Origin of the sequence: Brucella sp. NBRC 12950 (genome assembly GCF_030268145.1) — a bacterium.
Classification (GTDB): Bacteria; Pseudomonadota; Alphaproteobacteria; order Rhizobiales; family Rhizobiaceae; genus Brucella.
Genome location: NZ_BSQC01000002.1, coordinates 352,941 through 373,646, shown reverse-complemented (window position 1 = coordinate 373,646; position 20,706 = coordinate 352,941). Strand labels below are relative to the sequence as shown.

Below are 20,706 nucleotides of genomic sequence, written 5' to 3'. Positions count from 1 at the left end.
GAAGATCAGAACTGGGTGAGTATTGGAGGGCGTAGCACGCCGAAGGGGTCGTTGCTGTTCAATGCTGCGACGCGTGGCGGCAGGCCGAATTCGTGATCTGGAGTGAACAGCGCAACGCTGGAGCTAAGCTGTATGATGCCGCCACAGCTCATCATTACACAGGCGGCAGATGCCTTCTTGCTATGATCCGTCGGCATTGAATGCCCGACGTCATGTTTTGCAACCTGCGCAATCGTATGACAGTCAATAACTGCTGACGTCAGTGGCAGCTCATGCGCCATCGCATAACAAAATTGCGTCGAAACCAGAAACAGCAACGAGAACAGCGCAATCAGCATACGGGAAGGCATCCCCAAAACAGAATGTTTGCGAAAACGCATCCCAATATTGCTGTTTCTGAAAACCCGCGCAGTCATTGTGATTCCATGTTCTAAATTTCAGCTTAAGGCTGCCTTAAGGCAAATGAAAGGCCTCGATCCTTTTCCTTGAAACAACCTCAAACATTCATTTTGTTTCGAAAACAGCACATTCGAAATTATAAAATTACGTGATAGCCCTTTTAAGCTTGCGGTTTCGTATTTTGTGGCACTAAGAAGGCAATATCTCGGGCTTTCCCCCCAAACGTACAGCCCACAAATATGGATATGAAACAATGACTGTAGCTCAAGCAGTTGTTCCGAAGAAAAATTCTGCGCGCCGCGTTTTGGCCGCGAGCATGATCGGCACAACAATCGAATTCTTTGACTTTTATATTTATGCTACCGCCGCGGTAATCGTTTTCCCGCACCTCTTTTTTCCGGCAAGTGACGGTAACTCGGCGCTGCTCCAGTCTTTGGCAACTTTCGCTATTGCCTTCTTTGCGCGCCCGATTGGCGGCGCGTTGTTCGGCCACTTCGGCGATAAGGTTGGCCGTAAGGCAACCCTCGTTGCAGCGCTTATGACCATGGGTATTTCCACAGTCGCAATCGGCTTCCTGCCAACTTATGAATCCATCGGCGTCTGGGCGGCTCTCCTGCTCGCACTCTGCCGTCTGGGTCAGGGCCTTGGCCTTGGTGGCGAATGGGGCGGTGCAGTTCTGCTGGCTACCGAAAATGCGCCGGAAGGCAAGCGTACCTGGTACGGCATGTTCCCGCAGCTCGGCGCACCTGTTGGCTTCATCCTTGCGACGGGTATTTTCTTAGTCTTGGCTGAACTCCTGACCGAAGAACAGTTCATGTCGTTCGGCTGGCGTATTCCTTTCATCGCGAGTGCCCTGTTGGTTGGCGTCGGCCTCTTCATTCGCTTGAAGATTGCTGAGACACCAGAGTTCCAGAAGGCTATCGACAAGGCTGAACGCGTTGAAGTTCCAGTCGCAACGCTTTTCAAGAAGCATAAGGCGAGCCTGTTTCTCGGCACCATCGGCGCTGTTGCAACCTTCGTTCTGTTCTATCTCATGACCGTGTTCTCGCTCGGTTGGGGTACCCGTGCGCTCGGCTATAGCCGTGAGCAGTTCCTCATTCTGCAGATGATCGGCGTGATCTTCTTCGGCCTCACCATCCCGGTCGCAGCGCTGCTTTCCGATAAATACGGAATGCGTCCTGTAATGATCATCGTCACTGTTCTGATTGGTATCTATGGCTTCCTCATGGCTCCGCTCTTCCTCAGCGGAACAGCTGGCGTCCTCGCCTTCCTCATCCTCGGTTTCGGCCTGATGGGTCTGACCTATGGTCCGATTGGTGCGGCTCTTGCTGAACCATTCCCGACTTCGGTTCGCTATACTGGCGCTTCGCTTACCTTCAATTTGGCAGGAATTCTCGGCGCATCAGTTGCACCTTACATCGCAACATGGCTCGCAACTCATTATAGCTTCGCTTATGTTGGGTACTACATGACTGCTGCCGCCGTGATTTCTCTGATCGGCTTTGCATTCATCTCGTTCAAGCGCGGCGAATAAAAGAGCGCATCCCGAAAAGTGGGAACCGGTTTTCGGATAAGATGCGCTCGCAATAAAATATTTAAAACGCAATTAAAAAAGCCCGCGTGGAGCGATCCACGCGGGCTTTTCCTTTAAGTGTAAGCTCGACTAACCTTATTCGGTGTCAGCAGCTTCCAGAGCAATCGCAACAGACTGAATGATCGAGGCGAAGCGTGCAGCGGTCTGGATTGCTTCCGTTGAGACGCCAGCCTTACGCAGCACATCTTCGTGGGCGTCGATGCACATCCCGCAGCCATTGATTGCCGAAACGGCCAGTGACCACAGTTCGAAGTCGACCTTGTCAACGCCTGGGTTGCCAATCACGTTCATGCGCAGCTTGGCAGGAAGCGTGCGATACTCCTTGTTCGTGGCCAGGTGCACGAAGCGATAATAAACGTTGTTCATACCCATGATGGATGCTGCAGATTTTGCAGCCTGCACAACCGTAGCATCAACCTTACCTGCTGCTTCGGCAGTGAGCGCCTTGCGCACATCGGCGTTACGCGAGGCAATACCGCAGGCGACGAACAGGCCATATTTCTGCTGTGGCGTAAGTGTTTCATCGCTCCCCATGGACGAAAGGTTAAGACGAACATCCTTGGCGAAATCTGGGATTTTTGACTTCAGATCATCGATGGACATGGAACCCTCTTCAAATGTCATTTCTGGATAAACAAAAGGCGGGCCTTAACCCGCCTTGTCTCATGCAATTTTACGCTGATTAAGCAGCCTTGAGCGTTTCGCCACCGACTTCGCGGTTGCATGGGCAAAGCTCATCTGTCTGCAGAGCGTCGAGAACGCGCAGCGTGTCCTTAGGAGCACGGCCAACGTTCAGGTTCGTTGCGTAAACGTGCTGGATTGTGTTGTCTGGATCGACAACGAAGGTGTAGCGGTAAGCAACGCCATCAGGTGAACGAACGCCGAGGCCATCAACAAGCGAACCATTGGTGTCAGCAAACGACCAGATTGGTAGCTTGTCCAGATCCTTGTGGTCGCGGCGCCATGCAAGCTTCACGAATTCATTGTCGGTTGAACCGCCGAGAACAACCGCATCACGGTCATCAAAATCCGAGGCCAGACGTGCGAATTCTGCGATTTCTGTTGGGCAAACGAAAGTGAAGTCCTTAGGGTAGAAGAAGATAACCTTCCACTTGCCTTCGAAGCTTGCTTCAGTGACTTCTTCAAAAGCCGAAACGCCGTTTTCCTCATGGAAGTTGAAGCCTGGCTTTACGCCGGTTACTTTGAAAGAAGGGAGCTTGTCACCGATACCGAGCATCTCATACCTGCCTGTAAATTCGTTGTTATGCAGAAAATTCAGAAGTTTCAGAACTCTCCGCTTGCGAGTCATATATAGGCACTCTAGATCAATCGGTCAAAGCGATTAAAACGATCAATTCCATCGATTTTAACGATGGGGATAAGTTCGGCCCAACACTATGCTCAATATCAGCGTTCGCCAGCTCCACTACTTTATCGCCCTCGTGAAAGCAGGCTCTTTTTCTCGCGCCGCTGAAGCCGTCGGCGTGACCCAATCCACGTTAAGCGCGGCCATTCAAGCGCTAGAAGCGGAGATCGGCGTTACTCTGATCGACCGCACAGGGCGGCGCATGCAACTGCTGCCACCTGGAGAAGACTTTCTCAGTCGCGCGCAGGAAATTGTTGCCTCGATCGAAGAACTTCCTGAACATGCACGTCAGGCAGAGCGGCCTTTGACTACGCGTTTGCGGCTCGGTGTCATTCCGTCGATAGCACCGTTTCTTCTGCCCAAAGTGCTGCCCACGACAGCCAAGGCCTTTCCAGAACTGAAACTGAGCGTACGTGAAGGCCTTACACGCACTCTCCTCGATAGTCTGCGTTCAGGTTCGCTTGATGTGGCGCTCGTCGCCCACCCATATGATCTTGATGACTTTGAAGTCTCCGAAATCGGTCAGGACCCGTTTTTTCTTGCCGTGCGCCGCGATCATGCATTGGCCAATCGTGATCTTATCGATGCAAGTGATCTTCAAGATCAACCTTTTCTTCTGCTAGAAACTGGCCACTGTCTGCGTGAACACGTTATGGCGGCAATCGGTTCAAAACCAACGCAGACAGGCGGCGATGTTCATGCAACCAGCATTATGACGCTGGTGCAGCTTGTGGAGTTCGGCATGGGCGTGACACTGCTGCCCGAAGTCGCTATCAAGGCTGGCGTCACGCGCGGCAGCGAAATCAGCATCGTACCCTATGAAGGTCAGCACAATTACCGTTCGCTGGCTTTGGTATGGCGCGCCAATGCTGCCCGCCGCAACGAGTATCAGCTTTTTGCGGCCCATCTGCGCAATCACTGCATGAAGAAATAAATCACAAAACGCCCCAGGCGCGGAACCTGCCGCGTCCGGTAATTTCCCGCAAATTGAGATCGGATATCAGCTTCAACGCACCCTGTTGCGTGACTTCAAGCTCTTTCTCAACCATCTGGCTTGAAACCAGAGGGCTGCGCATCATCATATCAACCAATTGCGGAAGACGTGAATTTGATCGCCGTCCTCTGAGCTTGCGTTGCATTTGTTCACGCGCAAGCATCAGGCGGTCATGTTCTTTCATGCCTGCGTCGGCCGCGTCCTCAATTGCCGACAAAAATGTCTTCAACCGTATCAACCGGTTTGACGAGCGGCGCTCATCTGGCCTTTTCGTCCGTAGCCCTATACTGATTGCGGGCAGGTGGTTAGCCGCAATGTCCGACTGACGCAGATAGGCAGATGTCAGCAAACGACCGATCCAGTTTGAACGCTGAACCACTTCAAGAGAATACCAGGCATCATGCATAATTGCAGCGCGTAACATTGAAGGCAAATGTGCCGTTTTGGCAAACAGGTCGCGCCATTGCTGCAAACGCGCATCTTCATCCCAGTCATCGTCATAAAGCAGAGCCTCCGCCTCGACAGGCTTCGGCTTCTCCTTGACCACGCCTTTTAGCAGAGCGTCCGTGCGAGCGAGAAGCGCGTCGATATCGTCCAGTAACGGATCAGCTTCGCCGTCCGCCACTTCGCTATAATCACGCTTCTCTTCCTCACGCACCTCGATATTTCGACCAAGTAATTGCTGAATGCCTGTCGTAGTAAAAGCCCAGCCCGGCGCACGACCGACAATCTGCCGACGCAGTCGTAACACAGAATGCGCAATCGTCAGAGCGTGACTGGGCGTACGTGTATCCATAAGCGCATCATGCAGAACAAGGTCTTCCAGATGCACTAGCTCCCCCTCAAGCCACATGGATGCGACAGCGTCTTGCATATGCATACGCTCCAGCATTCCATCGCGGATTGGAGAACGGGCGAGCCGCTCGTCAAGCCTTGTTAATGCAACCGTGGCATTCGTCACGGGCACAAAAAGCTCATCGAGCGGCAATTTATCGAATTCATAAGCCATGTTCCGCATATCGCAACCGAATGTTGAATAATCAGTTAAGCAGTATTTTCAATTGGTTATCGCACCTGTGCGGCCCGCTTTGGCTGGTGCGGCCCAAACGCCTCGGAACTAACCGTTCGAAACGAGTTGCAATGGGGCTTAAGCATCTTGTCCATTGCCGACTTCGCAAGGACTTTTTGGCGAGCGGACTTAGCATATCGGTCGACTTCCTTCGAAGTAGTGTGGCCCGTAATAGCCATAATTTCACGCTCCGTACAGCCGAACTGAGCGAGCCTTGATGCGGCAGCCTTCCGCAAACCGTGAGGTGTGCCTGGCACGCCCGCTTCCTTACAACCATCCTTAAACCAACGCGAAAAATAGTCCCCTTCAAACGGCTGGTTTGTTGCCGAAACAAGCCATGTTTCCTTTCCCGCGCCGGTGTCTGTTCGATCAGTTTCTTAAGAGGCTCGACGAATGGACGCGCCATTTCGACAGGCTTTCTATTTCTGTTCTTATGTTGAGTGAACACAAGCCAATCGTTTTTTACAATAGCAGGGCAGAAGCGCACGACGTCTGAACGACGTTGCCCGGTGTAGAGTAAGATGCCGAGCGCAAGGCGTTCCGTTGTCCCGATTGCAAAACTTTGCTTCAAATTTCAGGACTTATTCTTCTGTCCAAGAATGATGGCCCTCCGTCATAAAAGCATCAGCTTTGCTTGGAGTGCTCTCCGTATGAGGTTGTTCAACAAAATTCGTAGCCCCCTGCGCTTCCGCGTGGGGCCGCGAATTCAGATAGCGGAATTTGATTAATTTCACCCCCTGTTTAGGTGCTCCATTAGAATAACTATGTGCTCCTCGGTTGACCGTTTCGAGTATCCGAGCAACATGCCGTCAATTCTTTCTCGATCGACACGGTCACAAACTCCGTTCAATTTTCCTTCGCACGACAATTGAAAGATTAGGTTGCTTAGTTTGCCTCGCCATTCCTCAGTGGGAAGACAATAACAACGCATTTCGAAAGCGAGCTCATCATTTCGATAGACCATCTTTTTAATGGACCCGTTCTCAACGTACGGCGCGAATTCGTGGTCGCCAATCAATTCGGGCGGAACTGTATCCTCGGCGACGAAACTAGCCATCGGTTTGAGGCCAGCGAGCATAAGCTGCAATTCACACCCATTATGTGAACCGGGTTTTTCGAGATCAATGTTTTCCAATGCACTAATTTTTGTCATTAAACTACCTATGGCAACCTGCCCCACGTGATGGAGCGCCTCCGCCCCCTGGAGGGACGTAAGCTCCAGCGCCATTATCCCAAACGCGATTATCTGTCCCGAACTGCTTATGGAAGCACTGTGGGCAAATCGTGTTGCCATATTGATCCATGTATGTTCCTCCTGTGGGTGCGCCACCCGGGCGTGGTGCAATTCCAAGTCGGAGCGCGTTTGTCGTCCGCTGCATAGGCGTGCCACAGTGCAGGTCCAAATGATAATGCAAAGATCAAAAAAAATTATAATATTTCCTGAATGTTCTCCTCATGTTTAAACTAGGAGATATTCATCCGATATCAATGCCCTCAACATATGCGGTGGCAAGCGTCCGGCCGTAACGATCTTTCATCCAGCCGGACTTCGGGTCGCCCCGCCCTGACGTGCACCGGTATGCCTCAAGAGGCTGCCACCGATGCGACAAATAACGCCGCTGCCTTTATCATTGGCGTAATCGCAATGTGGATAATTGATATCGTGGTCGGTCGTCTTATGATGCTGGTCAAAAGCTTTGACAAAGAATGAAAAAAGCCCACCCGGTTAACGCCGGGCGGGGCCTTTTTCTTGCTTTGTGGGCTTCAAAAGTGCGACCCGTCTGGTCGTGAAACCTCGGAAAACCAGGGTGGCTATTTGGGCCGCACTTTTCTCTAACCAATTGAATTTTGGTAATCTCCGCTACTCGCAAGCGATTGCGAAGAAAGGCAAACAAAAATGAGCGGTTAGGCCAGAACTTCCGCAACTTTCACAGTACGGCCTTCTTTGACTGAAAGGAGCGCCGCTTCCGCAAGCGCCAAAGCCTGCAACCCATCTTCAGCCGAAGGTGTTGGTGCCTTGCCGCCATCAATCGCATCGATAAACGAACCAATTTCAGCCGCATAAGCATCCGTGTAGCGGGTCATGAAGAAATCATGCAGTGGCGGGCGGGTATAGCCGTCCTTCGATGCTACTTCGATAGAAACCGGGCGCTGGTTTTCAGCCGATACTGCCCCGTCCGATCCGTGCACTTCGATGCGTTGGTCGTAACCGTAAGAAGCCCGACGTGAATTGGAAATCACACATTGACGACCGGAATCTGTGGTCAAGATTACGCTTGCACTGTCAAAATCACCAAGTTCGCCGATCTTCGGATCAACAAGAACCGACGCCGATGCAGAAACCGTTGCAATTTCTTCGCCCAGCAGAAAACGCGCCATATCAAAATCATGGATGGTCATATCGCGGAAGATGCCGCCGGAAACTTTGATATATTCTGCAGGCGGCGCGCCCGGATCACGACTGGTGATCGTGACCATTTCAACCTTGCCAATCCGATCGTCATCGATCGCCTTGCGAACAGCTGCAAAATGCGGATCAAACCGGCGATTGAAGCCGAGCATAACCTTGCCGCTGGTTTCCTTGATAACATCAAGACACGCACGCACGCGCGCAATGTTGAGATCGATCGGCTTTTCGCAGAACACCGCTTTGCCTGCGCGGGAAAAACGCTCGATCAGATCGGCATGCGTGTTGGTTGGCGTACAGATCAGCACCGCATCCACATCAGACGACTTTTCAATTTCGTCGATGGTGCGCACTTCCGCGCTTGCTGCATCGGCAATGGCGCGTGCTGCGTCCTGATTGGCATCCGCCACTGCTATAAGCTTCGCGCGTTTGTCGGAAGCGATCGCGCCTGCATGAACCTTACCGATACGGCCAGCACCGAGCAGAGCAAGACGTGTAACCATTGCCTTCATCCTCCCAAAACGGTCATCCTCGATTGACCGGCAAAACAGTTCCGCTATTCCGTTTTGCGCGATTCCCGATTATTCGGGAGATACAAAGCGCAATGGAATATTTATTCTATTTTGCTAGATTGTGATATACAGGAAGTCAAGAGACCGTTTCTGAAAGGATGGCAATGCACACCGAACAAGCTGTTGCAGCACAAGCCAATACTCCCACCAGTGTGCCAGCCCCAACGAATGTCAAAGAATTTGAGGCGAGACTGCTCGAAGTGGCAGACCGATTGCCAAAACGCCTCAAACAATGCGCTGATTTTGTTGCTGCCAATCAGGACCGTATCGCTGTTTCCACCGTCGCGGAAATGGCAGAAGGTGCAGGCGTTCAAAGTTCGGCCTTCATGCGCTTTTGTCAGATATTGGGCTTTTCCGGCTTTTCGGAAATGCAGAAACTTTTTCGCGATTCCTATGCTGGCGGTTGGCCCGATTATTCCACACGGCTTGAACATTTGCGTGAAACGGCGGCAGGAAGCGCCCCGGCCCTTCTGGCAGAGTTTGCCGAGGCAGGCCGCACTTCACTTGAAAGCCTGTTGAAGACCATCGAGCCGGAGGCACTTGAGAAAGCCGTCAAGCTGCTGGCAACAGCAGAAACAATTCACATAATTGGCGTTCGTCGCGCATTTCCGGTCGCGAGCTATCTGGCCTATGCTCTTGAAAAGATGCAGGTTCCAGCGATGCTTCACAGCACTGTCGGCAAACTGGAGAACCAGCACGCCATCCGCAAAGGCGATGTGCTTCTTGCCATTTCCTTTTCGCCATACTCGCCTGAAACCATAGCAATGGCGGAAAATGTGAGCGAACGCGGCATCGATGTTGTTGCGATTACCGACACGATTGTCAGCCCGATGAGCAAGTTTGCTCAGCAATCGCTGCTTGTTTCAGAAGTGGACTTCGGCGCATTCAGGTCGCTTTCGGCCACACTCTGCCTTGCTATTACCCTCGCCGTTGCCGTCGGCACGGAACGTCAATCGTAAAATGATACAACATTCTATTTTTCGGTTGAAATGGAATAATAAATCCATTTTAATCAGAAATAGAATGGCTGCTGCGTAATGTGAGTCACACACAGCCTTCCCAAGCTAAAAAAGACGCACGTGCCGAGGGAGGAACAAGATGAAGCGGCTGGATTTGATTACGATTGGCCGATCTTCGGTAGATCTTTACGGCGCACAGGTCGGCGGTCTTCTCGAAGATATGTCGTCCTTCAACAAATATGTTGGTGGTTCACCCACAAATATTGCAACCGGCACCGCAAGGCTTGGTCTCAAATCTGCTCTCATAACCCGCGTTGGTGACGAGCATATGGGACGCTTTCTGTTGCGCGAACTCGCGCGCGAAGGCGTGGATACACGCGGCGTTGTCACCGATCCGCAGCGTCTGACAGCACTTGTCATCCTGGGCATCCGGGATCAGCAACATTTCCCGCTGATCTTCTATCGTGAGAACTGTGCCGACATGGCGCTTTGCGAAGATGATATTGATCCCGACTTCATCGCCGAGGCCGGATGTGTGCTCGCCACTGGGACGCATCTGTCGCATCCGAACACCGAAGCAGCTGTCATCAAGGCGCTCAGGCTTGCGCGCGAAAACAAAAGCAGAACAGTACTCGACATTGATTACCGCCCCAACCTCTGGGGGCTTTCCGGCCATGGTGATGGCGAGAACCGTTTCATTGAATCCCTTGCAGTAACAAAGAAGTTGCAATCGACGCTGCATCTCTTTGATCTTATTGTCGGAACGGAAGAAGAGTTTCATATCGCTGGTGGCTCAATCGATACGATTGAGGCACTCAAAACCGTCCGCAAAGTCACCAATGCGGCACTGGTTTGCAAGCGCGGCCCAATGGGCGCTGTGGTCTTTGAAGGCGACATTCCCGACACTCTTGAGAAGGGGCAGTCAGGACAAGGTTTTCCGATTGAAGTTTTCAATGTGCTGGGAGCGGGCGATGGCTTCATGTCTGGCCTTTTGCGCGGCTGGCTCAAGGGTGAAGATTGGCCGACTAGCCTGAAATTCGCAAATGCCTGCGGTGCCTTTGCTGTATCGCGTCATGGCTGCACACCCGCTTATCCAAGCTGGGAAGAGCTGCAGTATTTCTTCACAACCGGCATTCGCGACAAGGCATTGCGCAAGGATCAGGCGCTTGAACAGGTGCATTGGTCAACCAACCGCAATGGCGACTGGCCGCATATGCGGGTCTTCGCTTTTGACCACCGTATCCAGTTGGAAGAAATGGCTCAGGAAACTGGCGCCATAGATGAAAAAATAGGTGAATTCAAGGAACTATGCTTGAATGCTGCATTAGAGGTTTCGGGCGGTGAAAACGGCTATGGCATCCTGTGCGATGGACGGCTTGGCCGCGATGCACTCCACCGCGCTGCAGGCAGTGGCCTGTGGATCGGACGCCCGACAGAATGGCCCGGGTCACGCCCCCTGGAGCTTGAACCAGAACTCGGCCCCGATTGCGGCGGCCTTGTGGAATGGCCCGTCGAAAATGTTGTGAAGCTTCTTTGCTTCTACCACCCCGACGACGGCGACGACGTGAAGGCGCAGCAGGAAGCCACCGTAAAGCGGCTTTTCACCGCTGCTCGGCGTAATCGTCTGGAGTTTCTGCTGGAAATCATCCCATCAAAGGTCGCCCCCGTCGATGATATGAGCACGGCAAAAGTCATTGAGCGCTTCTATGAGATTGATGTCTATCCGGACTGGTGGAAGCTTGAGCCACTGAAGACCACAGAGGCATGGCGCAATGCTTGTGAGGCGATCAACCGTAATGATCCGCATACGCGTGGCATTGTTGTGCTTGGGCTTGATGCGCCTGCGGAAGAGTTGGAAGCAAGCCTGAAAGTTGCTGCCGATTTTGATCTGGTGAAAGGCTTTGCTATTGGTCGAACCATTCTGGGCGATGTTGCGCGCCAGTGGCTTGCGAACAAGATAAGCGACGCAGAAGCCATTGCAGAAATGGCAAAACGCTATCGCGGTTTCTGCGATCTTTGGGATAGGTTGCGACAGAAATAAACGCATCTCAGAAACAGGTGGAGGCCTGAATCTGAAATAGCGAGAAAGCGGATTTCCGCTGGGAGGATAAATGAAGACCGTTCGACTGACAGCGGCGCAGGCTCTTGTGCGCTTTATTGCCAATCAGATGACATCCGATGGTGAACCGTTTATCGCTGGTGTCTGGGCGATTTTTGGCCATGGCAATGTGGCTGGGCTTGGCGAGGCGCTGCATGGCATCCGCGACAAGCTCGTGACATGGCGCGGTCATAATGAGCAAACCATGGCTCATGCGGCGATTGCCTATACCAAGCAGCTTGGCCGCAAACGCGCTTGCGCTGTCACCTCCTCCATCGGCCCCGGCGCAACCAATATGGTCACAGCTGCGGCACTCGCCCATGTGAACCGACTGCCGGTCCTGTTCATTCCTGGCGATGTCTTCGCCAATCGCGGTCCCGATCCAGTGCTGCAGCAGATTGAGGATTTCAATGACGGCACCATGACCGTTAATGACTGTTTCCGCCCCGTAAGCCGCTATTTTGATCGCATCACCCGCCCCGAGCAGCTTCTCACTGCTCTGCCGCGCGCCTTCCGCACAATGACCGATCCCGCGGATTGCGGGCCTGTAACGCTGTCTTTCTGTCAGGACGTGCAGGCCGAAGCCTATGACTGGCCGGAGGAGTTCTTCGCGCCAAAAGTTTGGCATTGGCGGCGACCGCCAGCCGATGAACACGAGCTGGAAACTGCAATTGCCGCGATCAAATCTGCCGAGACCCCTGTTATCGTTGCAGGCGGCGGCATACACTATTCAGGTGCCCATGAAGCACTGAAAAACTTTGCAGAAACCCACAGCATTCCGGTTATCGAAACACAGGCAGGCAAATCCGCTTTGCCGTGGGATCACGCGCTCAATTTCGGCCCGGTCGGCGTCACTGGTGCAGACAGTGCAAACGCAATTGCAGCAAACGCCGATTTGGTTATTGGGGTGGGAACACGCTTTCAGGATTTCACCACAGGCTCGTGGTCATTGTTCAAACATCCGAGCCGAAAGCTTCTCTCGGTCAATGTTCAGCCATATGACAGCCACAAGAATGCCGCAATTTCACTCGTTGCAGATGCACAAATTGCGCTAAAAACGCTGTCAAATGGCCTAAAAAGCTATAAACGCAGCGCACTCGACGCCACGCTTAAAGCACGTTGGTTCGAAGCAGCGGACCGTTTCACTGCTGCACCCGGCGACGCTAACCAGCTGCCCACAGACATGCAGGTGATCGGCGCGGTCCAGCGTCAGTCAAAAGAGAATACTGTCGTCATGTGTGCGGCTGGCACCATGCCGGGTGAATTGCACCAACTCTGGAAAGCTAGTCGTCCGATGTCCTATCACATGGAGTATGGCTTCTCCTGCATGGGCTATGAGATTGCAGGTGGGCTTGGCATCAAGATGGCGGAACCGGATCGCGATGTGATCGTGATGGTCGGTGACGGCTCCTATATGATGGCCAATTCAGAACTTGCGACCTGTGTAATGATGGGCATTAAGATTACAGTCGTGCTTACAGACAATCGCGGTTATGGCTGCATCAACCGTTTGCAAATGGCGACCGGCGGTGCCGAGTTCAACAATCTCCTCGACCACACGACCCACGTGAATGCATCCAATATCGACTTCGCAGCCCATGCCGGTGCGATGGGTGCCGACAGTAGAAAAGTCGCTTCTATCCGCGAACTTGAAGATGCGCTGGCGGAAGCGCGTCACAGCCCACGCACAACAGTTATCGTCGTCGATACCGATCCTTACCCGACGCCTGAAACCGGCGGCTGGTGGTGGGACGTGGCTGTGCCGGAAGTCTCGGCCCGCAGCCAAGTACGCGCCGCACGCGAAAATTATGAAGCTCAGATCAAAGAAAGAAACTGACCGATGATCCTCTATGGCACCAACCCGATTGCCTGGTCGAACGATGATGATCGCAGCCTTGGCGCGCATATAAGCCTTGATCAATGTCTTGATGAGACTTCAAGAATCGGCTTCGACGGAATCGAAAAAGGTCATAAATTTCCGCAAGTTGCAGCGGAACTTAAAGCAGTACTCGAACCCCGCAATCTGCGTTACGTTTCTGGCTGGCATTCGCTGAACCTTCTTACCAATTCCATTGAGGATGAGAAGGCTGCAATGCAGCCAGCACTTGATCTTCTGAACGCCATGGGCTGCAAGGTCATCATCGTTTGCGAAACGTCGAACGCCATTCACGGCGAGGATAGCAAGTCTCTATCCGAACGTCCTGTGCTGGAAGAAGCACGCTGGGCTGAGTTCGGTGCAGGCGTTGAAGCACTGGCTGAATATGCGAGCGCGCAGGGTATTGCACTCGTCTATCACCATCACATGGGCACGATCGTTCAGAGCGAAGACGAGATCGACCTTCTGATGAAACATACCGGCCCACATGCGAAATTGCTGCTTGATACAGGCCATTGTCTGTTTGCCGGCGGTGATCCTGAACGCGTTGCAAAAAACCATATGAAACGCGTCCAGCATATCCATGCCAAGAATGTCCGCCGAACGATTGCGGCACAGGTGCGCGACCAGAGCCTGTCCTTTCTTGAAGGTGTGCGCCGCGGCGTATTTACGGTTCCCGGTGATCAGGAAGGCGATGTCGATTTTGTGCAAGTGCTTACGGTCGCAGCCCAGCATGGCTATCAGGGCTGGCTGGTGATTGAAGCCGAACAGGACCCTGATGTGCGCAATCCATTTGAGTATCAGTCACTGGGGCTTAAATCGCTCAAAGCATTTGCACGCGAAGCAGGGTTAGACAAAGGAGACTGAGTTATGGCCAATCTGTTACGCAAACCCAGCGGCACGCATGGCAAGGTGCACGACATCACGCCGGAAAGCGCCAATTGGGGCTATGTTGGCTTTGGCCTCTATCGTCTGAAAGCAGGTGAAACTGCAACCGAGAAAACCGGCGACCGGGAAGTCATTCTGGTGCTGGTCGAAGGCAAAGCAAAGCTCAAAGCCTCTGGAGAGGATTTCGGCGAAATGGGCGAGCGAATGAGCGTGTTTGAAAAACTCGCTCCGCATTGTCTTTATGTGCCTGCTGAAAGCGGCTGGGATGCAGAGGCGACAACTGACTGCGTGCTTGCTGTCTGCGCAGCACCTGGCAAACCGGGCCGCAAGGCGCAAAAACTCGGACCGGAAGGCCTGACATTCGATACGCGCGGACAAGGTGCGAATACCCGCAACATCTTCAACATTGCCATGGAAGGCCGCGATGTCGCCGATAGTCTGCTGGTGACGGAAGTTTTTACGCCACAGGGCAACTGGTCATCCTACCCGCCGCACCGACATGATGAAGATAACTTCCCGGATATGACCTATCTGGAAGAAACCTATTATCATCGCCTAAACCCATCGCAGGGCTATGGTATTCAGCGGGTCTTCACCGAAGATGGCAGTCTCGATGAAACGATGGCCGTTTCTGACGGCGATGTCATTCTTGTACCAAAGGGGCATCACCCATGCGGCGTACCATATGGTTATGAGATGTATTATCTCAACGTTATGGCCGGACCTATCCGCAAATGGCGATTTAAAAACCATCCTGATCACGACTGGATTTATAAGCGCGATAATCCATCGACATAAAACGAAAGCCCCGGATTTCCGGGGCTTTTTTCTTACAGATTTGCCACTTTTTTCAAATCGTCCACCGCGCCGGGTGCAGCAACGAAAACGTGACTACCTTTAGTTAGCTTTTCGCCATCCGTTGGAAATGGATGTGTATACCCGCCTGCTTCGCGGACGAGGCAAAAACCCGCCATGCAATCCCAAGCGTGCATATATGGCTCGTAATAGCCCACCAGACGCCCTGCTGCCACATAGGCAATCATCAGCGCGCCAGAGCCATTGCGAATGAATGTGCCGCCTGCTTCAAGCAAATCTTCAACAATCTTCGCAACAACCTGCGGCGTTACGTAATTATTGGCTCCAATTCCCGTCACCGCGTTGCGAATTGTGCGCGTTTCATCAACCAAAAGCTTTTTGCCATTAAGCGTTGCACCCTGTCCCTTGGCGGATGCGTAAAGCTCATCAAAGCAAGGTGCCTGAATAACACCGATCACCGGCTCGCCATCTTTCACCACGGCAATGGAAACGCACCAGTTCGGCATTCCGTTGACAAAGGGGCTGGTGCCATCAATGGGATCAACCACCCATGTATAGCCTGAGCTACCCGCATTCAGTCCATATTCTTCACCCAGAAAGCCATCATCGCTGAAAGCGGCCGATACGCGCTCATTGATCAGTTGTTCGACATTGCGGTCAGCAATGGACACCACATCCTGCGGATCGCGCTTGGTTTCAATCACCAGCGTCTCCCGGCGATTGAAGTAATCGAGTGCCAGCGCACCAGCCTCGCGCGCAATGTCCTGCGCAAGCTTAAACCGTGCTTCAAGCTCTTTTGAAATGTCTGATGTCATGCGTGGTTTCCAGTCAGAGGTAATAAAGGCGCATGGTTCATGCGCTCAATTGTTGATGATGGCAAGGCCGCGCGGCTTGAAATGGATAGCCACATCCGTTTGTGGCGGAAGTGCTTCTTCCACAGCCGGATCGACAATGAAAAGCTTGCCGTGTTCGGTCTCGATTTCATATTCGATGTGATCACCGAGATAGGCGGAGTGGGCCACGCGCCCTGGAAAGTCTCCGCCAACCTTGGCTTGCAGGATCACCGCATTTGGGCGCACCGCCAGCTGTGCGGGTCCCGTTCTTGCATGTGATGATGCCAGCCGATGACTGAGCTTCCCAATACGAATGACAGCTTCTCCATTTTCTGCGCTGACGACTTCACAGGACACGACATTGGCCTCTCCCATGAAGTCTGCAATGAAGGCAGATGCGGGAGAATCATAAAGGTCACGCGGACTGCCTTGCTGCGCTATATCGCCGTCTTTCATGACAATAATTGTATCAGAAACAGCCAGAGCTTCGTCCTGATCATGGGTGACATATACTGCAGTAAAACCAATCCTTTGCTGGAGTTCCCTAATTTCCGTTCTCACACGGCGGCGCAGACGAGCATCAAGATTGGAAAGCGGCTCATCAAGCAGCAGAACCTGTGGTTCCAGGACCAGCGCGCGGGCCACGGCCACACGCTGTTGCTGACCACCTGAAAGCTCGGCCGGAAGGCGATGTCCCATACCGGCAAGGCCAACAAGCTTCAGCCCTTCCTCCGCCCGCTCACGCGCTTCCTTCTTCTTTAATCCAGAAGATTCAAGACCATAAGCCACGTTGTCGAGCGAACTCATATGTGGAAACAACGCATAGGACTGAAATACCATGGACACATCGCGCTCATTGGCAGGCAGCATGGTCACATCCTTGCCACCGATCAGAATGCGGCCCGATGTCGGATGTTCAAGCCCAGCCAAAAGGCGCAGGGTTGTGGTTTTGCCGCAACCCGATGGACCAAGCAGCGTGACAAGCGTGCCGGGTTCCACTGTCAGTGACAGATCGGGAAGAGCGGTGAAATTGCCGAATTTTTTGGTGACGTTTTGAAAGGTAACGGAGCCCGGACGGATCGTGGTCATACGGCTTTCTCCTGTTGAACAGTTTTGATCGGCGTGAGCGTGGCAACGCGGTTTTCACGCCGCAACCGGCGCTCGCCGACAAGAAGCTGGAATGTGACAATCACAACCACCATCACGAGAATGAGTGCCGACGAATAGGCGATCGCCACACCGAATTCGCCATTCTCGACGAGGCCGACGATATAAGAGGTGGCCATGTTGTATTCCGCTGAAACAAGGAAGATTACAGCACTGATCGATGTGATCGCCCGCACAAAGGAATAGACCAGAGCCGCAGTAATCGCCGGTCGAAGAAGCGGAAGGATCACTTTGCGGATCGTGCGGAAACTGCCTGCACGCAGCGTGAGCGATGCTTCATCAAGACTTTTGTCAAGCTGGCTCATGGCGGCGATACCACCGCGCACGCCAACCGGCATATTGCGGAACACGAAGCAGGCAATCAGGATGAGCGCCGTGCCGGTCATTTCAAGCGGAGGCAGATTGAAAGCCATGATATAGCTGACACCAATGACCGTACCCGGAATGGCAAAACTCAGCATCAGTGCAAATTCGAACACGTTGCGTCCGAAGAAACGCTGCCGCACGATCAGATAGGCGGTGAGCAATCCGACTGCAGCAGTGAGCGGTGCCGAGATCAGCGATATTTCCATCGTCGTCCAGAACGAGTTCCACGCAACCCCCGTCCATGCGAAGCCGCTATCCGTCCATGCCACCGAGAAAGCACGGCGATAATGGTCAAGTGTCAGCGAATTATCGAGACCCCATGTGCGCACGAACCCGCCAATCAGGATCATGACATAGACGACAACAGTGAAGCCCATCCAAGGAATAACAAGGGCATACACGCCGATCTTCAATCCTTTTGGCAGACCCGCATGAATGCCGGAATCGCCCTTGCCGGTGACGGTTGCAAAGTTTTTGCCAGATAGCCACAGGCGCTGGATGAGAAAGGCTGACAGCGTGAAGCAGAGCAGAACAATCGCCAGAACTGCAGCGCGTGACGGATCATTTTGCGCTCCCACAACGGCAAAAAATATCTCGGTCGAAAGCACACCATGGCTACCGCCAAGCACCATCGGATTGCCGAAATCAGCCATGCTTTCAATGAAGGCAATCAGGAATGCATTGGCCAGCCCCGGCGCCATAAGCGGCAATGAAACACGGTTGAACGTCCGCCAGCGGTTGGCACGAAGAGTTTGCGATGCTTCTTCCATGGAAGGTGAAACACCTTCGACGACACCGATTAGCACAAGAAAAGTGATCGGCGTGAAGGATAGCACCTGCGCAATCCAGATACCCGTAAGACCGTAAAGCCAGCGACCAGGTTCAACGCCGAAGAGATTGGAAATCTGTTCTGTCACAACACCTGCACGACCAAACAGCAATGTCAGCGCCAGACCAATCACGAATGGTGGCGTGATGATCGGCAGCACTGTGAGAATACGTAAGCCTTTCTTGAATGGAAAGCCTGTGCGGGTTGCAACGAGTGCGAAGGAAAGCCCAAGCACTGTCGAGCCGGTTGCCGTCATCAGCGCCAGCCAGAGCGTGCGCCATGCAACACCACAACGCCCCTCGCCGATCACACAGGCAAGGCTCCATATCGAAGAATCCTGAATATTGCCGATAAAGCCATCTGGCTTGAATGAACCGTCAAAATCCTGAACCGAACCGGCAAACATGCTGAAGATCGGATAGAACACAAAAACACTGACGAGCGCGACCAACAACGTGATCGAAGAAACCACAAAGGCATCGCCTTTCATCACTCCGCGTTCGGCAAGCCCGAAAGAAAAGATCAGCAGAAAACAAAGACCTGTCAGGACGGCACCTGCGCCGAAGGCCGGCTGTCCATCGGCAAGCTGACCGAAGAGGGTTTCGCTTACCATCCAGTTCCAGCCCGTGAAACCGACTGCCAGTCCTTGCAGCACAAGGAAGCCTGCGCCCAGAAGACTAGCACCAATCAGAACGGATGTTCGCTTTCCCGGCGTCATCGCAAAACGTGCGAAACCGCAAATGAGCATCAGCACCGTAACAACAGCCAGCCATGGGCGGCCATAAGCGAATATTTGCAGAATACCGGGACCGTTTTCGGCCTGACTGAAAAACCCTTCAAGCCAGCTGAAACGGAAGAAGCCTTGCTCGATGCGATACCAGGGCAGGATCAGGAACGCGACCAAAGCCAGCGCCAGAACCAGATCAAGCCGTCGATTGTGTTGTTTCATACCTATCCGCTTTTCTGCTCATTTTTGCTCATGGCGGGCAAAGTGGACGCAATTATCCGTCTCCCGCCGAATGCCGGCGGGAGGATCAGTAACGAAATTGGATTGCTAACCGCAGCGGCGGTTAAGGTTTAATTCGCCTTAGCACCGATTTCTTTGTCCCAGCGCTCAAGGATTTCCTTGCGCTTGGTCGGTTCGCCATAGGTCTTGAAGTCGTAGTCGATCAGCTTGATATCCTCAAAGCGTGGCGACTCTTTCGGCACTTCGGCGTTCTTGTTGGATGGCAGCTGGAAGGATTTTGCATCCTTCATCTTCGACTGGACTTCTGCTGTCAGCGCCCAATCATACCACTTTTTGGCGTTTTCAAGGTTACGCGCGCCCTTGATGATCGACATGGAGCCGATTTCATAACCGGTACCTTCGCAAGGCGCAATCGACTTAATTGGGAAGCCTTCGGCGGTCATCGCAACCGCATCATGCATGAACACAATGCCGATGCCGTTTTCACCGCGGGCAGCTGACTTTACAGGTGCCGAACCCGACTTGGTGTATTGGGCCACATTTGCATTCAGCTTTGCCAGATATTCAAACGCCTTCTCTTCGCCCATCAACTGGATAAGCGTTGCCAGCGCCGTATAGGCGGTGCCGGAAGAATTCGGATTAGCCATCTGGATTTCGCCCTTATAGGACGGATCGAGCAGATCAGCCCAGCAGGCTGGTTCTTTCAGGTTCTTCTTCTTGAAAATATCGGTGTTATAGCCCCATCCGAGCGCACCCGCATAGACGCCCACAGTGCGGAACTCCGAGCTTTCTGCCTGCTTTTTTGCCCAGTCCTGCAATTGGTCGAGGAGTGGCGATTTATATTCGAGCGTCAGGCCTTCGGAAGCAGCTTGCAAATGCGGATCGCCTGTACCGGCCCACCAGATATCGGTCTTCGGATTACGCGCCTCGGCGCGAACCTTGGCATAGGTTTCGCCAGAAGACAGGCGTACCATATTGACCTTGATATCAGTTTCTTTCTCGAAATTGTTCTTCATCTGCTCGCAGATCACCACGTCAGCCGAACAAATAAGATTGAGATTACCAGAAGCCTGTGCCGAAACCGCAAATGATGAAACGCCAGCGGCAAGTGCCGCGGCTGTGAGTGCCCAACGCATCATTATTCCTCCCTTTAGAGCACGGTTTGATCGGCTGAAAGCCTATCGCCCCCACCTCCACTTGTTTTGCAGCGCCTCCACGCTGCGGCTTTTTGCAAGCCTGTGCACAGTCTTTGCCTTTTAAGCCTATGTGTCAATCTGCTTTTGTAAATTTCATTCTGAAAATTCTAGAAACGGTCTAATAATTCTGTTTCTGCACAGCCTTGCAACAATGTGCAAAAGCAAAAGAGGCGACCTGAAGACCGCCTCTTTCTAAGTGATTTAGAGCTTGATCCAACCGATTTGAAACGCGGATCGATAAGATTTCGCTTCAAATAGAAACCATTAGAGGGCCAATCGGATTCATTGAGATTGGCGCTCTAAAGACCAA

16 protein-coding genes and 1 pseudogene are annotated in these 20,706 nt (G+C 52.9%); 7 read left to right on the top strand and 10 right to left on the bottom strand.

The features are described 5' to 3' along the window. Positions 1-5: 5 nt before the first annotated feature. Positions 6-416 carry a hypothetical protein gene (locus tag QSJ70_RS04685; RefSeq protein WP_285535003.1) on the bottom strand — a complete coding sequence of 137 codons (411 nt, stop codon included), beginning with the start codon at positions 414-416 and terminating at the stop codon, positions 6-8. A gap of 236 nt (positions 417-652) precedes the next feature. On the opposite strand from QSJ70_RS04685, the gene QSJ70_RS04680 reads away from it, so the two are divergent. Further along, positions 653-1,933 carry an MFS transporter gene (locus QSJ70_RS04680; protein WP_215776790.1) on the top strand — a complete coding sequence of 427 codons (1,281 nt, stop codon included), beginning with the start codon at positions 653-655 and terminating at the stop codon, positions 1,931-1,933. A gap of 135 nt (positions 1,934-2,068) precedes the next feature. On the opposite strand, the gene ahpD is transcribed toward QSJ70_RS04680, so the two are convergent. Together ahpD and QSJ70_RS04670 are read right to left on the bottom strand one after the other, a co-directional pair. Beyond that, entirely contained in the window at positions 2,069-2,596 is a 528-nt protein-coding gene (ahpD, locus tag QSJ70_RS04675) for an alkylhydroperoxidase, AhpD family (protein ID WP_215776792.1), read from the bottom strand. Between the two features lie 79 nt (positions 2,597-2,675). Further along, positions 2,676-3,230 carry a peroxiredoxin gene (locus QSJ70_RS04670; protein WP_215779032.1) on the bottom strand — a complete coding sequence of 185 codons (555 nt, stop codon included), beginning with the start codon at positions 3,228-3,230 and terminating at the stop codon, positions 2,676-2,678. Positions 3,231-3,390: 160 nt separating this feature from the next. Here QSJ70_RS04670 and QSJ70_RS04665 point away from each other — a divergent pair, with 160 nt between their 5' ends. Then, on the top strand, positions 3,391-4,293 hold the full coding sequence (locus QSJ70_RS04665; protein WP_215776793.1) for a hydrogen peroxide-inducible genes activator: 903 nt from the start codon (positions 3,391-3,393) through the stop codon (positions 4,291-4,293). 1 nt (position 4,294) lies between these two features. Here the strand turns inward: QSJ70_RS04665 and QSJ70_RS04660 are convergent, their stop codons facing one another. The 3 genes and pseudogenes from QSJ70_RS04660 to iolG all read right to left on the bottom strand — a co-directional run bounded on the left by QSJ70_RS04660 (position 4,295) and on the right by iolG (position 8,332). After that, on the bottom strand, positions 4,295-5,362 hold the full coding sequence (locus QSJ70_RS04660; RefSeq protein ID WP_215776795.1) for an RHE_PE00001 family protein: 1,068 nt from the start codon (positions 5,360-5,362) through the stop codon (positions 4,295-4,297). 56 nt (positions 5,363-5,418) lie between these two features. Continuing rightward, positions 5,419-5,763 (bottom strand): annotated as a pseudogene (locus tag QSJ70_RS27660) (tyrosine-type recombinase/integrase); the annotation flags it as partial. 1,564 nt (positions 5,764-7,327) lie between these two features. Continuing rightward, positions 7,328-8,332: an inositol 2-dehydrogenase gene (gene iolG, locus QSJ70_RS04655; RefSeq protein WP_215776796.1), complete on the bottom strand. Its 1,005-nt coding sequence runs from the start codon at positions 8,330-8,332 to the stop codon at positions 7,328-7,330. Between the two features lie 173 nt (positions 8,333-8,505). Between iolG and QSJ70_RS04650 the strand changes: the two genes are divergently transcribed. The 5 genes from QSJ70_RS04650 to iolB all read left to right on the top strand — a co-directional run bounded on the left by QSJ70_RS04650 (position 8,506) and on the right by iolB (position 15,020). Continuing rightward, complete coding sequence (locus QSJ70_RS04650; protein WP_285535002.1) at positions 8,506-9,360, top strand: MurR/RpiR family transcriptional regulator; 855 nt, start codon at positions 8,506-8,508, stop codon at positions 9,358-9,360. A gap of 139 nt (positions 9,361-9,499) precedes the next feature. Then, positions 9,500-11,401 (top strand): bifunctional 5-dehydro-2-deoxygluconokinase/5-dehydro-2-deoxyphosphogluconate aldolase, encoded by a 1,902-nt coding sequence (locus tag QSJ70_RS04645; RefSeq protein WP_285535001.1) that lies wholly within the window; start codon positions 9,500-9,502, stop codon positions 11,399-11,401. A gap of 70 nt (positions 11,402-11,471) precedes the next feature. Then, the gene (iolD, locus tag QSJ70_RS04640) at positions 11,472-13,295 is read left to right on the top strand and encodes a 3D-(3,5/4)-trihydroxycyclohexane-1,2-dione acylhydrolase (decyclizing) (RefSeq protein WP_285535000.1); all 1,824 of its coding nucleotides are present in this window, start codon (positions 11,472-11,474) and stop codon (positions 13,293-13,295) included. A gap of 3 nt (positions 13,296-13,298) precedes the next feature. After that, positions 13,299-14,201 (top strand): myo-inosose-2 dehydratase, encoded by a 903-nt coding sequence (iolE, locus tag QSJ70_RS04635; RefSeq protein ID WP_285534998.1) that lies wholly within the window; start codon positions 13,299-13,301, stop codon positions 14,199-14,201. A 3-nt stretch (positions 14,202-14,204) separates the two neighbouring features. After that, the gene (gene iolB / locus QSJ70_RS04630; protein WP_285534997.1) at positions 14,205-15,020 is read left to right on the top strand and encodes a 5-deoxy-glucuronate isomerase; all 816 of its coding nucleotides are present in this window, start codon (positions 14,205-14,207) and stop codon (positions 15,018-15,020) included. A gap of 32 nt (positions 15,021-15,052) precedes the next feature. Here iolB and QSJ70_RS04625 read toward each other — a convergent pair whose 3' ends face one another. From QSJ70_RS04625 to QSJ70_RS04610, 4 genes are all read right to left on the bottom strand, one after another. Further along, positions 15,053-15,853, bottom strand: coding sequence for an inositol monophosphatase family protein (locus QSJ70_RS04625; protein ID WP_285534995.1), 801 nt, complete (start codon positions 15,851-15,853; stop codon positions 15,053-15,055). A gap of 45 nt (positions 15,854-15,898) precedes the next feature. Next, entirely contained in the window at positions 15,899-16,960 is a 1,062-nt protein-coding gene (locus QSJ70_RS04620) for an ABC transporter ATP-binding protein (protein WP_285534993.1), read from the bottom strand. Beyond that, entirely contained in the window at positions 16,957-19,182 is a 2,226-nt protein-coding gene (locus QSJ70_RS04615; protein ID WP_215776810.1) for an ABC transporter permease, read from the bottom strand. Before QSJ70_RS04615 ends, QSJ70_RS04620 begins: the two co-directional genes overlap by 4 nt. Positions 19,183-19,310: 128 nt before the next feature. Continuing rightward, the gene (locus tag QSJ70_RS04610) at positions 19,311-20,336 is read right to left on the bottom strand and encodes an ABC transporter substrate-binding protein (RefSeq protein WP_215779034.1); all 1,026 of its coding nucleotides are present in this window, start codon (positions 20,334-20,336) and stop codon (positions 19,311-19,313) included. Positions 20,337-20,706: the final 370 nt, after the last annotated feature.

Bases quoted from the DNA above. Each gene is read 5' to 3' on its own strand.
- QSJ70_RS04645 (WP_285535001.1), top strand. From the start codon at position 9,500: ATGAAGCGGCTGGATTTGATTACGATTGGCCGATCTTCGGTAGATCTT.
- iolE (WP_285534998.1), top strand. From the start codon at position 13,299: ATGATCCTCTATGGCACCAACCCGATTGCCTGGTCGAACGATGATGAT.
- QSJ70_RS04685 (WP_285535003.1), bottom strand. From the start codon at position 416: ATGACTGCGCGGGTTTTCAGAAACAGCAATATTGGGATGCGTTTTCGC.
- iolG (WP_215776796.1), bottom strand. From the start codon at position 8,332: ATGGTTACACGTCTTGCTCTGCTCGGTGCTGGCCGTATCGGTAAGGTT.
- QSJ70_RS04615 (WP_215776810.1), bottom strand. From the start codon at position 19,182: ATGAAACAACACAATCGACGGCTTGATCTGGTTCTGGCGCTGGCTTTG.
- QSJ70_RS04660 (WP_215776795.1), bottom strand. From the start codon at position 5,362: ATGGCTTATGAATTCGATAAATTGCCGCTCGATGAGCTTTTTGTGCCC.
- QSJ70_RS04665 (WP_215776793.1), top strand. From the start codon at position 3,391: ATGCTCAATATCAGCGTTCGCCAGCTCCACTACTTTATCGCCCTCGTG.
- QSJ70_RS04670 (WP_215779032.1), bottom strand. From the start codon at position 3,230: ATGCTCGGTATCGGTGACAAGCTCCCTTCTTTCAAAGTAACCGGCGTA.
- QSJ70_RS04625 (WP_285534995.1), bottom strand. From the start codon at position 15,853: ATGACATCAGACATTTCAAAAGAGCTTGAAGCACGGTTTAAGCTTGCG.
- iolD (WP_285535000.1), top strand. From the start codon at position 11,472: ATGAAGACCGTTCGACTGACAGCGGCGCAGGCTCTTGTGCGCTTTATT.
- ahpD (WP_215776792.1), bottom strand. From the start codon at position 2,596: ATGTCCATCGATGATCTGAAGTCAAAAATCCCAGATTTCGCCAAGGAT.
- QSJ70_RS04620 (WP_285534993.1), bottom strand. From the start codon at position 16,960: ATGACCACGATCCGTCCGGGCTCCGTTACCTTTCAAAACGTCACCAAA.
- QSJ70_RS04610 (WP_215779034.1), bottom strand. From the start codon at position 20,336: ATGCGTTGGGCACTCACAGCCGCGGCACTTGCCGCTGGCGTTTCATCA.
- QSJ70_RS04650 (WP_285535002.1), top strand. From the start codon at position 8,506: ATGCACACCGAACAAGCTGTTGCAGCACAAGCCAATACTCCCACCAGT.
- QSJ70_RS04680 (WP_215776790.1), top strand. From the start codon at position 653: ATGACTGTAGCTCAAGCAGTTGTTCCGAAGAAAAATTCTGCGCGCCGC.
- iolB (WP_285534997.1), top strand. From the start codon at position 14,205: ATGGCCAATCTGTTACGCAAACCCAGCGGCACGCATGGCAAGGTGCAC.